The 15,143-nt window shown below is 30.3% G+C and carries 14 protein-coding genes; all 14 read left to right on the top strand.

Features of this window, described 5'->3' with window-relative positions:
- Window positions 1-35 precede the first annotated feature (35 nt).
- The 14 genes from ACTTA4_RS04425 (at window position 36) to msrB (ending at window position 15,142) form a co-directional block, all read left to right on the top strand.
- The gene (locus tag ACTTA4_RS04425) at window positions 36-1,019 is read left to right on the top strand and encodes an ABC transporter permease (RefSeq protein ID WP_440633693.1); all 984 of its coding nucleotides are present in this window, start codon (window positions 36-38) and stop codon (window positions 1,017-1,019) included.
- Complete coding sequence (locus tag ACTTA4_RS04420) at window positions 1,012-1,944, top strand: ABC transporter permease (RefSeq protein ID WP_425321972.1); 933 nt, start codon at window positions 1,012-1,014, stop codon at window positions 1,942-1,944. The genes ACTTA4_RS04425 and ACTTA4_RS04420 overlap by 8 nt, the downstream gene beginning before the upstream one ends.
- Window positions 1,941-3,620 (top strand): dipeptide ABC transporter ATP-binding protein, encoded by a 1,680-nt coding sequence (locus ACTTA4_RS04415; RefSeq protein WP_440633692.1) that lies wholly within the window; start codon window positions 1,941-1,943, stop codon window positions 3,618-3,620. Before ACTTA4_RS04420 ends, ACTTA4_RS04415 begins: the two co-directional genes overlap by 4 nt.
- A 101-nt stretch (window positions 3,621-3,721) precedes the next feature.
- Window positions 3,722-5,293: a 2-isopropylmalate synthase gene (locus ACTTA4_RS04410; protein WP_440633691.1), complete on the top strand. Its 1,572-nt coding sequence runs from the start codon at window positions 3,722-3,724 to the stop codon at window positions 5,291-5,293.
- Entirely contained in the window at window positions 5,293-6,327 is a 1,035-nt protein-coding gene (locus ACTTA4_RS04405; RefSeq protein ID WP_262590321.1) for a rod shape-determining protein, read from the top strand. Before ACTTA4_RS04410 ends, ACTTA4_RS04405 begins: the two co-directional genes overlap by 1 nt.
- Window positions 6,328-6,330: 3 nt before the next feature.
- A complete protein-coding gene (gene mreC / locus ACTTA4_RS04400; RefSeq protein ID WP_440633690.1) occupies window positions 6,331-7,176 on the top strand; it encodes a rod shape-determining protein MreC in 846 nt (281 codons plus the stop codon).
- A complete protein-coding gene (mreD, locus tag ACTTA4_RS04395) occupies window positions 7,176-7,694 on the top strand; it encodes a rod shape-determining protein MreD (protein WP_440633689.1) in 519 nt (172 codons plus the stop codon). Before mreC ends, mreD begins: the two co-directional genes overlap by 1 nt.
- A complete protein-coding gene (gene mrdA, locus ACTTA4_RS04390) occupies window positions 7,687-9,591 on the top strand; it encodes a penicillin-binding protein 2 (RefSeq protein ID WP_440633688.1) in 1,905 nt (634 codons plus the stop codon). Before mreD ends, mrdA begins: the two co-directional genes overlap by 8 nt.
- Complete coding sequence (rodA, locus tag ACTTA4_RS04385; RefSeq protein WP_440633687.1) at window positions 9,591-10,715, top strand: rod shape-determining protein RodA; 1,125 nt, start codon at window positions 9,591-9,593, stop codon at window positions 10,713-10,715. Before mrdA ends, rodA begins: the two co-directional genes overlap by 1 nt.
- A 68-nt stretch (window positions 10,716-10,783) precedes the next feature.
- A complete protein-coding gene (locus ACTTA4_RS04380) occupies window positions 10,784-12,025 on the top strand; it encodes an NAD(P)/FAD-dependent oxidoreductase (RefSeq protein WP_440633686.1) in 1,242 nt (413 codons plus the stop codon).
- The gene (locus tag ACTTA4_RS04375; RefSeq protein ID WP_440633685.1) at window positions 12,026-12,919 is read left to right on the top strand and encodes a DMT family transporter; all 894 of its coding nucleotides are present in this window, start codon (window positions 12,026-12,028) and stop codon (window positions 12,917-12,919) included.
- Window position 12,920: 1 nt separating this feature from the next.
- Window positions 12,921-13,871: a D-2-hydroxyacid dehydrogenase family protein gene (locus ACTTA4_RS04370; RefSeq protein ID WP_440633684.1), complete on the top strand. Its 951-nt coding sequence runs from the start codon at window positions 12,921-12,923 to the stop codon at window positions 13,869-13,871.
- 2 nt (window positions 13,872-13,873) lie between these two features.
- The gene (locus ACTTA4_RS04365) at window positions 13,874-14,767 is read left to right on the top strand and encodes a histone deacetylase family protein (RefSeq protein ID WP_440633683.1); all 894 of its coding nucleotides are present in this window, start codon (window positions 13,874-13,876) and stop codon (window positions 14,765-14,767) included.
- Window positions 14,768-15,142, top strand: a complete 375-nt coding sequence (msrB, locus tag ACTTA4_RS04360) for a peptide-methionine (R)-S-oxide reductase MsrB (RefSeq protein WP_440633682.1) — start codon at window positions 14,768-14,770, stop codon at window positions 15,140-15,142.
- The last annotated feature ends 1 nt before the right edge of the window (window position 15,143 follow it).

The following is a 15,143-nucleotide window of genomic DNA, read 5'->3' as shown; positions in this document are numbered from 1 at the left end:
TTATAGAGGGCTTGTAAATTTTAATTCCTCTAAAATTGATAAAATATTTTTTTAAAAGATTGTTTCAATCAGCTTTGGTAATGCTTGTTGTTGCCTTTGTCTCATTTTCTTTATTTAATTTTGTAGGAGATCCAATAAACAATATGGTTGGAGAAGAAACTTCAGACGAAGAAAGAGCAGAATTAAGAGAAACATTGGGACTAATGGACCCAATTCACATACAATTTTCAAGGTTTGTAGTTAATGCATCCAAGGGAGAGTTTGGTATTTCTTATCAATTAAGAAGACCTGTATCAGAATTAATTGTAGAAAGATTACCAGCTACAATCGAGCTTGTTGTAATTTCAGCTTTAATAGCTTTAGTGACAGGAACTCTTCTAGGAGTCTACACAGGCATAAATAGAAAAGGTTTCTTAAGTGACTTTGTCTTGGCAATTTCGTTGCTAGGGGTATCACTCCCCACATTTGTAATTGGTATATTATTTATTTATTTATTTGCTGTTATTTTAGGAGTACTTCCTTCGTTTGGTAGGGGAGAAGTGGTTGATCTAGGATTTTGGACAACAGGTTTTCTAACAGTTTCAGGTCTTAAAGCAATAATTCTTCCCTCAGTTACATTAAGCCTATTTCAAATGACTTATATTATCAGGCTAGTAAGAGCTGAGATGATGGAAATTTTACAAACCGATTATATAAAATTTGCTAGAGCTCGAGGAATTAGTGAAGATAGTATTAAATACAAACATGCACTAAAAAATGGCCTGATACCTGTTATCACTATAGCAGGAATTAACATTGGAACTTTAATTGCTTTTTCAATTATAACTGAAACAGTTTTTCAATGGCCTGGTATGGGTTTCTTGTTCATACAAGCTGTTCAGTTTGTTGATATACCAATTATGTCAGCTTATTTAGTTTTCATCGCGTTTGTTTTTGTGATGATAAATTTTATAGTTGATATTCTGTATTATTTTATTGATCCAAGGATTAGAGTTAAAGGAGATGCCGCAAGTGGATAATAATTTAAATTTAACAAGATGGGAAAGAATTAAGGATAGTGATATCTATCATAGCTTCATAAAATCTCCAACGGCAATTATATCTTCGGCAATTTTATTTATTATTTTTTTCTGTTCTTTTTTTATTGAATTTTTAACACCTTACACTCCTTTTGATCCATCATCTTTATCTTTGATGGATGCATTTACACCACCATCATGGACAGAGGATGGTTTAGCACAATTTATTTTAGGAACAGATGGTCAAGGAAGAGATATGTTATCAACCATATTATACGGATGTAGAATATCTCTTATTGTTGGTTTCGCTGCAATTATATTTAGTCTAGTTCTTGGCGTTGGTTTAGGATTAACAGCTGGATATTTTGGTGGAAAATATGAAATGGTAGTAATGAGACTTACAGATGTTCAGTTGACTGTACCAAGTATATTGATGGCACTTTTGGTTGATGGAATAGCAAGAGGATTAATTTCAAGAGAAATGCATGATGAAATGGCGATCTATGTTTTGATTTTTGCTATTGGGATTTCAGAATGGCCGCAGTTTGCAAGAGTATCTAGAGCAGCAACTTTGGTAGAAAAAAATAAAGATTACGTTTCTGCTTCAACGATAATTGGAGTTTCAAATATAGTAATTATGTTTAAACATATTCTACCAAATATCATGAGACCTGTTTTAGTCATCGGTACAATCGGTTTAGCTCTTGCAATCCTAGCTGAGTCAACCCTAAGTTTTTTGGGAGTTGGAGTTCCTCCAACAACACCTTCTTTAGGAACATTAATAAGATTGGGTAATGACTTTTTATTTTCGGGGGAATGGTGGATTACATTTTTTCCAGCAATTTTTTTAGTGATTTTAGCTTTTTCAATTAATTTATTAGGAGACTGGATGAGAGATACTTTAAATCCAAAACTAAAAAAATGAGCTTTTTAAAAATAAATAATTTAAGTGTTGATTATAAAATGCGAAAAGAGACTATTTATGCAGCTAAAAATGTAAATATTGACGTAAATAAAGGTGAAATTTTAGGCTTAGTTGGTGAGTCTGGTTCTGGAAAAAGCACAGTTGGAAATGCTATAATTAATTTAATTGATGAGCCAGGGAAAGTTTCAAGTGGTTCAGTAATATTGGGAGATTTAAATATTCATGAAAATTCAGAAAGTATCGTTAAATATAGAGGAAATAAAATTGGATTAATATTTCAAGATCCACAAACATCTTTAAATCCAATATTAACAGTTGGCGAACAATTAATTGAAACTATACAAACTCATCTTAACTTAAGCAAAGAAGATGCAAAAAATAAATCTATTAATCTATTAAAAGAAGTTGGAATTAAGGATGCTGAAAAAAGATTTAATGATTATCCTCATCAGTTTTCAGGAGGAATGAGACAAAGAGTGGTTATTTCTTTGGCATTATGCTGTGAACCAGAGTTGTTAATTGCTGATGAACCTACTACAGCTCTGGATGTATCTATTCAATCACAGATTTTAGATTTAATTAAAAAACTAACAAAAGAAAGAAACTTAGCTGTGATTTTAATCACTCATGATATGGGTGTTATTGCTGAAACAGCCAACCGTGTAGCTGTGATGAAAAGCGGAAATTTAGTCGAAATTGGTGAAACAAAAAAAATATTAACAACCCCTCAACAAAGTTATACTAAAAGTCTTGTAAGTTCAGTTCCACCTACCAATAAGAAAATCTCAAGATTTGTAATAGTTGATAAAGATAATAAAAATAAAGTAAATAATATCAAAATTTTGAATAGATGGAGTAAAAAAGAAATTACCAACAGAGATTTAGTTCAAGTTAAAAATCTAAATAAAAGTTTTGATGACAATTTTTTTACAGAAAATTCTAAAAATTCTGTATTAGCTGTAAATAATGTTTCATTTGAAATAAAAGAAGGTGAGTCATTTGGATTGGTGGGTGAAAGTGGTAGTGGAAAATCAACTATTGCAAAAATGATTGTAAATTTATTTAAACCTTCTTCAGGAGATATATTTTTTGATAACACTTGTATTACGAAGATAAAAAACAGGTCAGAACTAATGAAATTTAGAAAACAAATACAAATGATTTTTCAAGATCCTTATTCATCGCTTAATGGTAGATTGAAAGTAAAAGATATTATTGCTGAGCCTATTACACTTCACAATCCTTTGATATCTAATACTGATCTAAATAATTATGTCTATGATTTATTAGACTCTGTTGAAATGTCTCAAAAATCAGCAGATAGATATCCACATGAATTTTCTGGTGGTCAAAGACAAAGAATTTCGATTGCAAGAGCTTTAGCAACTCAGCCAAGACTCTTAGTTTGTGATGAACCCACATCTGCACTAGACGTTAGTATTCAAGCACAAATATTAAATTTGTTAAAAGATCTTCAAGAGCAATTAAATTTAACAATTTTATTTATTAGCCATGACTTACCTGTTGTAAGACAAATGTGTGATAGAATTGGAGTTCTAAAAGATGGCAAGTTATGTGAAGTTTCAAACACTGAGGATTTATTTTTGAACCCTAGCCATGAATACACAAAAGAACTTTTACACTTGATGCCTAAAATTGAGTCTATTTATAATTAATTTTTATCACCTAAAATGGACGAAAAAATTTACCTATTTACACTAATTATTTTGCAATCTCTCTTATAGATTGTATTATAGATTTTCCAAAAATTTTTATTATGAGCGACAAAGATAGAGTCTTTATATTTGACACAACTATGCGTGATGGTGAGCAATCACCAGGTGCGTCAATGAGTTTAGAAGAAAAAATTCAGATTGCTCGGGTATTTGATGAATTGGGAATTGATATTATCGAAGCAGGTTTTCCTATAGCATCACCGGGAGATTTTGAGGCAGTTTCTGAGGTTAGTAAGATTTTAAAAAATTCTATTCCAGCAGGATTATCTAGACATTCAGTAAAAGATATCGACAGAGCTTACGAAGCACTCAAACATGCTCCTAGATTTAGAATACATACTTTTATTTCTACAAGCCCTTTACATATGAAACATAAACTAAATATGTCACCTGAAGATGTTTATGAGTCAATTGGAAAACACGTCTCTTATGCAAGAAAATTTACTGATGATGTTGAGTGGTCATGTGAAGATGGGACAAGAACTGATATGGATTATATGTGTAAAACAGTTGAGCTTGCAATTAAAAATGGAGCAACAACAATTAATATTCCCGACACAGTTGGTTATACAATACCGTCTGAGTTCACTACAATTATTGAAACTCTATTAAATAAAGTTCCTAACATTGATAAAGCAATTTTATCTACTCATTGCCACAATGATTTAGGTTTGGCCGTCGCTAACTCTTTAGCTGGTGTTCAAGCAGGAGCAAGACAAATTGAATGTACTATAAATGGTTTAGGTGAGAGAGCGGGAAATGCTGCATTAGAAGAAGTTGTTATGGCAATTAAAACAAGACCAGACTTAATGCCTTACGAAACTGGAATCAACACAACTTTATTAAGCAAGGCATCAAAGATAGTTTCAAATGCAACGGGATTTCCTGTCCAATATAATAAAGCAATTGTTGGAAAAAATGCATTCGCACATGAGGCAGGTATTCATCAAGATGGAATGTTAAAAAATAGACAGACTTATGAAATTATGACGCCAGAGAGTGTCGGAGTTAAACAAACTTCATTGGTTATGGGTAAACATTCTGGACGTCATGCTTTTAAAGATAAATTAAACAGTTTGGGTTATCCAGATTTAACAGATGATGTAGTAGGAAATGCATTCGCAAAGTTTAAAGTTTTAGCAGACAAGAAAAAACATGTTTATGACGAAGATATTATTGCACTAGTTGACGATAGTTTAATTGTTGATAATAAAGTTAGCGCAATTAACTTAAAATCATTAAAAGTATTTGCCGGTACAGGAGAACCTCAAAAAGCAGAGATGACTTTAGATGTATACGGAGATGTAAAACAAGCTACAGAAACTGGGGACGGACCAGTTGATGCAATATTTAAATGTATAAAAACTCTTTATCCTCATGATGTAAATTTACAGCTTTATCAAGTGCATGCTGTAACTGAAGGTACTGATGCTCAAGCTACTGTAAGTGTAAAAATTGAGGAAAATGGAAAAACTACTGTGGGTCAAGCAGCAGATACTGATACTTTAGTTGCTTCTGCAAACGCTTACATAAATGCTTTAAATAAAATGATAATTAAACGAGATAAAACGGCTCCAATGGAGCAAGAAAGTCAAAAGGTAAGGGGAATATAATGGGATTATTCGATAGCGTTAAAAAAGTATGGAGTCAAGATATGGCAATCGATCTTGGAACAGCAAATACACTAGTGGTGTTAAAAGGAAAAGGTGTTGTCCTTAATGAACCATCCGTTGTTGCAATTGTTGATCAAGGTGGAAAGAAAAATGTTTTAGCCGTTGGAGATGAAGCCAAAACAATGCTTGGAAGAACACCTGGGAATATTAGTGCTATCAGACCTTTAAGAGATGGTGTTATTGCAGACTTTATTGTTACAGAAGAAATGATTAAACACTTTATAAAAAAAGTTCATAAAGGTAGTACTTTTGCTAATCCTAGAATTTTAATTTGTGTACCAACTGGCTCAACACCAGTTGAAAGAAAAGCAATTCAAGACAGTGCATTAGCTGCGGGAGCAAGAAGAGTTCAATTAATTGAGGAACCAATTGCTGCAGCTATTGGAGCTGGCCTTCCAATTTCTGAAGCCACAGGGTCAATGATTGTTGATATAGGTGGTGGTACCAGCGAGATAGCAGTCATGTCACTAGGTGGATTGGTTTATTCTAAATCTTTAAGGGTTGCTGGTGATGCTATGGATACAGCAATAGTTAATTACATGAGAAAAGAATATAATTTGCTTATCGGAGATACTACAGCTGAAAAAATTAAAAAGGAAATGGGTACAGCCGTTCCAACAGGAACTAACACTTACCCAGTAAAAGGTAGAGATTTAAGATCAGGTACTCCTAAAGAAGTAAATATTACCGAGGAAGATACTGCTGAGGCACTAAATGATATATTGAAAGAAATGGTTAGTGCAATCAAAGATGCTTTAGAAAATACACCTCCTGAATTATCCGCCGACCTAGTAGATATGGGTCTTACTTTAACAGGTGGTGGAGCTTTATTAAAAAATATTGATAAAAGATTCTCAAAAGAAACAGGTTTACCAGTGCATGTTGCTGATGATCCATTATCTTGTGTTGCAGTTGGAACTGGTAAAGCTTTGGATCAAGAAGAAACTTTTTCTACTATGTTATCTGAATATTAAAAGATGGTAAAAGGCAGAGATGACTTTGTAATTGCCTTAAGATCAGTTTTTTTAAAAAAGAAAGATCAACAAAAGTTTTCGCTTATAAGTTTAATTGTTTTATCTATAATTATAATAATTTTAAGTAATTTTAACTTTAGACCAATTCAACTTATTAAATTAGGAATCAACGAAGTAATTTATAGATCTTCTTACATTGCATCAGTTCCAGAAAATAAAATTAAAGAGGTAATATCTGAATTTAAATCACACCTTGATTTTTATAAAAATCATCAAAACCAATTAATTAAAATAGAAAACACAGATGAGATAAAAGTATTAAATAATATTTTAATTGCTGAAAATAAAAGACTTAGAGGGTTGATTGATGAAAGCATAAATTCAGAAGATATATTTGCAAGAGTTTTAATTGATAGAGAAAGCCCATATTTAAAATCAATAGTCTTGAATAGAGGTACTAAAGACAATGTAAAAATGGGAATGGCAGTAATGGATCGCAATTATTTGGTTGGTCAAATTATTGAGGTAAATTATTCAAATTCCAGAGCTCTACTTCTGTCAGATTTAAATAGCAAAATACCAGTGGTAATTCAGCCTCCATTTCTACAAGCTGTAGTCTCTGGAACTGGGAAGGATCATGGAATAATAGAATATACCAAAGACGAGTACAAAGAAAATCAGATAGAAAATGATGCAGTTGTGTATACCTCTGGTCTTGCTGGTATTTTCAAACCAGGTATTCCAGTTGGCAAAATAACAAACAATTCAGAGCAATTAAGTTTTTATTCTGATTTTGGACAATTAAGTTTTGTAAAGATTGTAGAATTTAAAATAGGTGAGGATCAATAATGGCTTCATTAAACAAAAGTACATTTTTTAGGTCACTCCTCTCATACTTGCCAATTATTCTTTTGTTTTTTTCAGTGTTTAATGAATTTGATTTTAATTATTTAAAATTAGATTATTTTTCATTTAACTTTATTTTCATTTTAATTTTTTTTTGGACTTTAAGAAATCCAGATCAGCTAGGATACTTTGCAATTTTTTTAGCAGGAATTATTAATGATGTAGTAATTGGTATTCCAATTGGAATAAGCAGTTTTTGCTACTTATTAATCTGTACCATTACCTCATATATTAGACAAATTACACTAAGTCCAAAATTTATAAATGATTGGCTTTCATTTATTATTGCTGTTTTACTTATAAATTCAATTCAAGTAATAATTTTGGATTTAATATTTTTATACCAGGTAGATTATATGAGCTACTTGATAAACTCTGGTTTTACTTTTTTATTTTATCCATTATTTTTCATTTTATTTAACATTTTAAACAGCAAAATTTCACTTAAAAAGAATGATTAAAGGAAATTCAGGAATTAGAAAAACAGACGTAATTAATAGACGGATGTTCATTATTGGTGCTGCAAAAATAATAATTTTTACAGGAATTATAGCTAGACTTTTTTCTCTGCAAGTTAATGAAAATAAAAAATATCTTACTCTTTCAGATAAAAATAGAATTAGAGAGTGGAAGTTGCCACCTATAAGAGGTGATATTGTAGATTATTTTGGTAATGTGATTGCTGGAAATTTAAAAGTATACCAACTTCATATTATTCCTGAACAAGTTGAAAACTTTAATTATTTGTTAACACGTTTAAAAACTCTACTCAATCTAAGTGATAAAAAAATAGAAAAAATTGTAAAATTAAAAAATAAATTAAAACCTTGGGAAAGCATTATTGTTTCTGAAAATTTATCCTGGAGTGATTTTTTAAAAATAAATAATTATTTATATGATTTAGTTGGTGTTAAACCAGTTATGACTATTTCAAGAAATTATCCTTTTAGTGAAACTTATACACATATTTTAGGATATGTCAGTCAACCTAATGAAGAAGAAATTCTTGCTAATGAAACAGTTCAAGAAAGGTTTGTTCCAGGAATGAAAATTGGAAAATTAGGTTTAGAAAAAACTTTAGAGAACTACTTAATTGGCACAAACGCAATTCAAAGATATGAAGTAAACGCTTATGGCAAAAGAATTAATCAACTTGAGCATCAAAAAGGAAAACAAGGTTTAAGAATAAGATTAACTGTTGATACTGAGGTTCAAAAAGCTTGTGGAAAACTTTTAAATGATCGTGCTGGATCTATAAGTGTAATGGATATTTATACAGGTGATATCATCGCAATGTACTCTTCTCCTTCTTATGACCCAAATAAATTTTTATTTGGTATCAGCAATGATGATTGGGCATTAATTAGAAATAATCCATTAAAACCACTAGTAAATAAGACACTTGCAGGACTTTATTCTCCAGGATCTACAATTAAACCAATTGTAGCTTTATCAGCTTTGGAAAATAAAATTGTTAGTCCAACTTTCAAAGTTAAATGTACTGGAAAGATGGAGCTTTATGGACAAACTTTTCACTGCTGGAAAGAAAAAGGTCATGGATTTGTGAGTTTAAAAAATGCAATGAAACAATCATGTGATACCTATTTTTATGAAGTTGCAAGATTACTAGGAGTAGATCGACTAAATGTTACAGCTGAAAAATTTGGTTTAGGTAAAAAAGTATTAGGAGATTATTTTGATTTTGAAAAATCAGGTTTATTTCCAAACACTAAATGGAAAAAAAATAATCTTGGAAAAGGTTGGGTTCTTGGGGAAACATTAATAACTGGAATAGGTCAAGGTTACATTCAAACAACTCCACTTCAATTATGTCTTATGACAGCTCAGATTGCTAATGGTGGCTACTCTATTAAACCAAGAATTATTGTTGATAATAACCCTACTTCACTTGAAGAAACAAAAAGAAAATTAAAAGAAGAAACTTTGTATGCTGAAGAAAAGAAATTATTTAATGATCCCAGAAATATAAAAATCGTTCAAGAGGCCATGTTTAGTTCTACCAATGAATTATATGGAACTTCATATAAATCTAGAATAGATGATCCAAAATACCAATTTGCTGGCAAAACTGGAACCGCACAGGTCAAGAGAATTAGTATGCGAGAAAGAGAACTTGATTTGAAAATTGAACAAATCCCTTATAAAGATAGAGATCATGCATTATATGTCGCTTATGGTCCATATATTAATCCTAGGTATGCATTAAGCATTATAGTTGAGCATGGAGGTTCGGGAAGCAGAACCGCAGCGCCAATTGCAAAAGAATTGTTCAAATTAATAATTGATAGAAACGATCTAAGAAATAAACAAAAAAATTTTGAGGAGATAGAAATTTGATGTTTCAACACGATAGATTAAATAACGAACTTACTTTTTGGCAAAAGGTTAAAGAGTTAGATTATATTTTACTGATAAGTATATTTTTACTTTCAATATTAAGTTTATTTGTGATGTATTCAACAGACGGTGGAGAAATTTTATTTCATACAAAAAGTCATTTTAGTAAATTAGTAGTTTTTTTCCCTTTAATGATTTTAATTGCGTTTTGTAATATTAGATGGTGGCACAACTTATCATACTTGTTTTATATAGCTGTAATACTTTTACTTGTTTATGTTTCTTTTTTTGGAATAAAATCATCAGGATCTAGAAGATGGATGGATTTATATTTATTTAATTTACAGCCATCCGAGTTAATGAAAATAGCAATTATACTTTGCTTAGCAAAATATTATCACAGGGTTAAAATTGAAAATGTAAACTCAGTTACAAGTATCATTACAGTTATAACTATAATTTTAATACCAATCATTATGGTGCTCTCACAACCAGATTTAGGAACTTCAATTCTAATTGCATCAAGTGGACTAATTGTATTATGGCTGGGAGGCGTTAAGATAAAATATTTTATTTATTCTTTTATAGTATTTTTAATATCACTACCTTTTGTAATTTCTTTCTTAAAGCCTTATCAAAAATTGAGAATATTGACTTTTTTAGACCCTGATAGAGATCCATTGGGCGCTGGTTATCAAATAATTCAGTCAAAAATAGCAATAGGTTCTGGTGGCTTAGAGGGCAAAGGTTTTTTAAAAGGCACACAAAGTTATTTAGATTTTTTACCTGAAAAACATACTGATTTTATATTTACTTTATTTTCTGAAGAGTTTGGATTTATAGGATCAGTAGGATTATTGGTTTTGTATTCAATTATTATTATTAGAATTTTGAGAATAGGTGCTATCTCAAGAAGCAATTTTTCAAGATTGTTCTGCTTTGGATTTGCTTTTGCAATATTCATTTACATTGTTGTAAATCTTTCAATGGTCTTAGGTTTATTGCCAATTGTTGGTTCTCCATTACCAATAATGTCCTATGGAGGATCTTCTATGTTAGCAACTATGATCGGGTTCGGAATTGTTCTTAGTGCTAAGATAAATCATAAACAGATGATTGCTTAAATAATCTAATTTAATTAAGCATAATTTGTCACTATGAAAATTTAATTTTTTAATTGTATAACATTCTCATGAATAAGAACATTAAGGTTGGTATAGTTGGTGCAGGTATTCAAGGTGTTTCAAATGCATTGTTCCTTCAGAAAAAGGGATTTAATGTAACAATATTTGACAGAGACAATCCAGGAAGCCAAGCAGCCTCATATGGAAATGCAGGACATTTCTCGCCTTATGCTTCACTTTCTTTAAATAGAACTGATGTCTTAGCGGATGTTCCAGCTATGTTATTAAGTTCAACTGGTCCTCTAGCTTTAAAATGGAATTATGTTCCAAAAATGATTCCATGGTTCATGAAATTTATCATGAACACCACAAAAACTAAGATGATGCATACGGCAAAAAATATGCATCAAATTTTAGATTTAGCTTTACCAGCTTATGATGAATTATTTGATGAAATAGATCTAGAAGGATTAGTGGAAAACAAAGGAATACTTTATATCTGGAATGATCAAGATTTAAAAAGTAGGGAATTAGAAATTAGAGTTAGAGATGAATTGGGAGTTAAGCAACAACTAGTAAATAAAGCTGAAATTCATGATTTAGAACCCCATATTAAACCTTTCTATCATGCTGGAGTTTACTATCCTTATGCGAGACATGCTCGAAACCCAAAAAGAATTCTCTTAAAATTATTTGATTTATTTTTACAAAAAGGTGGAAAGTTTAACAAAGTAAATATTAAAGATATAAAATTTGATGAGGAAAAACCTATTTTTAAAACTGAAACACAAAGTTATGTTTTTGATAAAGCAGTAATTGCTTGTGGCGCTTTTTCTAAAAAATTGACTGATAATTTAGATGAACAAATTCCTCTAGATACTGAAAGAGGATATCATGTTCATTTTAAAAACTGTGATCATTTATTAAGTCGACCGGTAATATTTTCGAACCGTGGTTTTGGGATTACACCAATGGAACAAGGATTAAGAGTGGTTGGTACAGTTGAATTTGGTGGATTAGAAAATCCTTTGTCAAAATCTAGAGTTAAAAATTTAATTAACAATGCAAAATATATGCTTGGTGATTTACCCGAGCATGAGGATGAGTGGTTAGGATTTAGACCAACTTTACCAGACTTTTTACCTGTCATGGGGCCATCAAAAAATTATAAAAATGTTTATTATTGCTTTGGACATCATCATTTAGGATGGACTTTAGGCCCAATTTCTGGAAAGATTGTTTCAGGAATGATAGCGAACGAAAATACAAACTTAGATTTAAAACCTTATAGCTCGCTTAGATTTAGTTAAGTGACTAAAGATAATAATTTTCTAGCTTATATATATCTATTTTTGACTGTAACATTTTGGGCGGGAAATTTTGTAGTGGGTAAACTTGCAAGTTTTTATGAAGTTCCACCATTTTCACTAAATTTTTATCGATGGTTTTTTGCTTGGTTAATTTTAGCACCATTTACAATTCCTGAAATATTAGAGAAAAGAAACTATATAATCAAAAACTATAAGCTTTTTATTATATTAGGAGTTACTAGTATTACAGTATTTAATTCTATTGTTTATTATTCATTAAATTTTACTCAAGTGATTAGTGGAGTTTTAATGATCTCAACTATACCTGTTATGATAATGTTATTTTCATCAATTTTAAAAATTGAAAAGACAAATATTTTTCAAATTATAGGAGTAATATTCTCTTTTGCAGGTGTGATTATGATAATCACAAAAGCAAATATTCAGATCTTAAAGAATTTAGATTTTAATAAAGGAGATATAACAATGGTTATAGCAATGTTTTCTTGGGCTTTATATTCGACATTATTAAAAGGAAAAAAATATGAGTTAACACAAATATCTTTGCTTCAAGTAGTAATCACCTTTGGTTTGATATTTTTAATACCAGTTTATTTTATTGAGTATCAAATTGGATTTAGAATTAACTTAGATTTGCCATTTATTTTAATTTTATCCTATGTAGTTTTGTTTCCAGGTTTGGCATCTTTTCTTTTATGGATAAAAGGAATTTCAATGATAGGTGCTAATCGATCAGGAGTTTTTTTGCACTTAATGCCAATATTAAGCGCAATAATGGCGATGATTTTTTTTAGTGAAAAATTTATGTTTTATCATATTTTAGGCGCTTGTTTTATTGTAACAGGAATATTGTTATCAAATAAGAAAGTTTAAAATGCTTAAAGTTGCTATATTAGACGATTATCAAAACGTTGCACAACAATTTGTTGATTTAGAAAAATTATCTGGAAAATATGAATTTAAAATTTTCAGTGAACCTTTTATTGACGAAGCAGATGCTATTGAGCAATTAGCTGATTTTGAGGCTCTTTTAATAATGAGAGAAAGAACTCCAATTACAAAAAATCTTATTGATAATTTAAGTGATTTAAAATTTGTTATCACTAGTGGATTAAGAAACAGATCTATAGACCTAGATGCTGCTAAAAAAAGAAAAATTATAGTTTGTGGAACAGACATCAATATCAATCCTACACCAGAACTAACTTGGGCATTAATTCTTGGTTTAGCTAGAAACTTTAAAGAAGAGTTTGATAATATGTATCAAGGATACTGGCAAACTACTATTGGCGTTGAGCTAAAAGGAAAAATATTAGGATTAATTGGATTGGGAAGAGTAGGAAGTGAAGTTGCAAAAATTGGAAAAGCTTTTGGAATGCAAGTTATGGCTTGGAGTGAAAATTTAAGTTTAGATAAATGCAAAGAGCTAGATGTCTTGCCATGTAGCAAAGATGATTTAATTAAGAACTCAGATGTTTTATCTATTCATGTGCAAGGTGGAGAGAGATATAAAGATTGCATAACATTAAAAGAGTTAGACAATATGAAGAAGACAGCTTTTTTAATTAATACTTCGAGAGGTCCAATAGTTAATGAAGATGATTTGATTATAGCATTATCTACGAATGTAATTGCTGGAGCTGGAATTGATGTTTATGAAAAAGAACCTTTACCTGAAAATAATAAATTAAGATTTTTACCTAACGCTTTGTTAACTCCGCATATAGGATATGTAACAGCAGAAAATTACAGTATTTTTTACAATCAAATGATCGAGGGATTAGAGGCTTGTGTTAATGGAAAGCCAATCAGAGTTTTAGAGTAACCATGGAGTTACCAGTTGTAAATCACGAAGATTATTTTGCAAAAATTGGAGATGATCATAAATTTCCAATAAATAAATTTAGTGAAATTGCAAATTATTTAATTAAAAAAAATGTAGTCAAAAAGTTTCATAAACCTTATCCTTGCTCATCTGAAACATTAAAGTTTGCTCATTCTGAAAAATATATAGGAGACATCACAAATAAAACTTTAGACAAAGATGGTGTTAAAAAAATAGGTTTTCCTTTGGTAGACAGTGTTGTTAAGAGATCTTTGGTTGCAACAGGGGGTACTGTGTTGGCATCAAAACTAGCTATAAATTATGGAATTTCTTGTAATACGGCTGGAGGGAGCCACCACGCTAATTACAATGGTGGTGCCGGTTACTGTGTATTTAATGATGTAGCAGTTGCAGCTCATTATTTACTTAACAGGGGTTTAGCAAATAAAATTTTAATTGTAGATCTTGATGTTCATCAAGGAAATGGAAATTCAGATATTTTTAAAGAAAATAGAAATGTTTTTACATTTAGTATGCATTCAAAAACTAATTATCCTGCAAAAAAATCAATTAGTGATTTAGATGTAGAGCTAGAAGACAACACTGAAGATGACACTTACATTAAAACATTAAAGCACTATTTAGTAGAGTTAAATCAAGAAAATTTTGATTTTGTATTTTATATTGCAGGAGTAGACATTCATTTTAATGATCGATTAGGAAAATTAAAAATTTCTGATCAAGGTGTAAAGTTGAGAGATGAGCTTGTAATAGAAAATTTTTATTCAAAAAGAATACCTTTTTGTGGAGTTTTAGGAGGAGGATACAATAAAGATTTTGAAAAATTAGTAGAATTGCACTCTATACTGCATCAAACTTGTGCTAAATATATTTAAATGACAAAAAAAATTAATCCTAACCTTACAGCAGAACAAAAATTAATTTTGTTTGAGGAAGGCACAGAACTTGCTGGATCAAGTGAACTTAATAATGAAAAAAGAGAAGGAAGTTTTCATTGTGCAAATTGTGGTGAGAAATTATTTGATTCAAATACTAAATATGAAAGTGGATCTGGTTGGCCATCCTTTTATGAATCTTTGCCAGATGTATTTGAAACAAAAACAGATTATCACTTAGGCTATGGAAGAACAGAATATCATTGTAAAAAATGTGGTGGTCACCATGGACATATATTCGATGATGGTCCAGAACCAACTGGAAAAAGATATTGTAACAATGGTGTCTGTTTAGTTTTTAAACCAAAAGCTTAAA

Source organism: Candidatus Pelagibacter sp. HIMB1485, assembly GCF_052048055.1.
Taxonomy (GTDB): Bacteria; Pseudomonadota; Alphaproteobacteria; order Pelagibacterales; family Pelagibacteraceae; genus Pelagibacter.
This window is presented reverse-complemented; position numbering and strand designations above follow the sequence as displayed.

What these genes read in the sequence shown, in the direction of transcription:
- mrdA (WP_440633688.1), top strand. Translation starts at nt 7,687, where the DNA reads ATGATTAAAGGAAATTCAGGAATTAGAAAAACAGACGTAATTAATAGA.
- ACTTA4_RS04365 (WP_440633683.1), top strand. Translation starts at nt 13,874, where the DNA reads ATGGAGTTACCAGTTGTAAATCACGAAGATTATTTTGCAAAAATTGGA.
- rodA (WP_440633687.1), top strand. Translation starts at nt 9,591, where the DNA reads ATGTTTCAACACGATAGATTAAATAACGAACTTACTTTTTGGCAAAAG.
- ACTTA4_RS04405 (WP_262590321.1), top strand. Translation starts at nt 5,293, where the DNA reads ATGGGATTATTCGATAGCGTTAAAAAAGTATGGAGTCAAGATATGGCA.
- msrB (WP_440633682.1), top strand. Translation starts at nt 14,768, where the DNA reads ATGACAAAAAAAATTAATCCTAACCTTACAGCAGAACAAAAATTAATT.
- ACTTA4_RS04415 (WP_440633692.1), top strand. Translation starts at nt 1,941, where the DNA reads ATGAGCTTTTTAAAAATAAATAATTTAAGTGTTGATTATAAAATGCGA.
- ACTTA4_RS04380 (WP_440633686.1), top strand. Translation starts at nt 10,784, where the DNA reads ATGAATAAGAACATTAAGGTTGGTATAGTTGGTGCAGGTATTCAAGGT.
- mreD (WP_440633689.1), top strand. Translation starts at nt 7,176, where the DNA reads ATGGCTTCATTAAACAAAAGTACATTTTTTAGGTCACTCCTCTCATAC.
- ACTTA4_RS04410 (WP_440633691.1), top strand. Translation starts at nt 3,722, where the DNA reads ATGAGCGACAAAGATAGAGTCTTTATATTTGACACAACTATGCGTGAT.
- ACTTA4_RS04370 (WP_440633684.1), top strand. Translation starts at nt 12,921, where the DNA reads ATGCTTAAAGTTGCTATATTAGACGATTATCAAAACGTTGCACAACAA.
- mreC (WP_440633690.1), top strand. Translation starts at nt 6,331, where the DNA reads ATGGTAAAAGGCAGAGATGACTTTGTAATTGCCTTAAGATCAGTTTTT.